At 70.0% G+C, this 789-nt stretch carries 1 pseudogene; it reads right to left on the reverse strand.

The window, feature by feature from the left end:
• Positions 1 to 789: pseudogene (locus IE305_RS32695) on the reverse strand (IS5 family transposase); the annotation flags it as partial.

Genomic DNA, 789 nt, shown 5'->3' on the forward strand with positions numbered 1-789 from the left:
GTCCGGCGAGGTAGACGGTTGCGGTCTTCTCGTAGCGGGTGGCGATGCCGCGCCATTGTTTGAGGCGGTTGATGCAGCGTTCGACGGTGTTGCGTTGCTTATAGGCCTCGCGGTCGAAGGCGGGTGGCCGGCCGCCATGGCTGCCGCGTCGTTTGCGGTGGGCCTGCTGGTCGGCGGGGACCGGGATCACGGCCTTGATGCCGCGGCGTCGCAGATGTTCACGGATGGCGCGGGATGAGTAGGCCTTGTCGGCCAGGACAGCATCCGGCCTGGTCCGGGGTCTTCCGGTGGGTCGTGGCACCCGGACCTTGGTCATGACGTGCTCGAAGGCGGGTGCGTCGCCTGCCTGCCCGGGTGTGAGGACGAAGCAGAGGGGGCGGCAGCGGCCGTCGGCGGCCAGGTGGATCTTGGTCGTCAGCCCGCCTCGGGACCGGCCGAGGGCATGGTCGCCGGGCTCGCCGGCCGGGGCCCCTTTTTGCGGGCCCCGGCCGCGTGCTGGTGCGCGCGCACGATGGTCGAGTCGACCGCGACCACCCACTCCAGGTCCTCGTCCGCGTCGGCCTGGGCGAGCAGAGCGGTGAAGACACGTTCCCAGGTTCCGTCGATCGCCCAGTTCCGAAGCCGTGTGTAAGCGCCTTTCCACGAGCCGTACTTCTCCGGTAGGTGGACCCACTGGGACCCGGTCTGGAACTTCCAGGCGATCGCGTCGATCACCTCACGGTGGTCACGCCACCGGCCGCCCCGTTTCGGGGTCCGGTCCGGCAGCAACGGCTCGATCCGCGCCCACTG

It is taken from the genome of Streptomyces mashuensis, assembly GCF_014654785.1.
Lineage (GTDB): Bacteria > Actinomycetota > Actinomycetes > Streptomycetales > Streptomycetaceae > Streptomyces > Streptomyces mashuensis.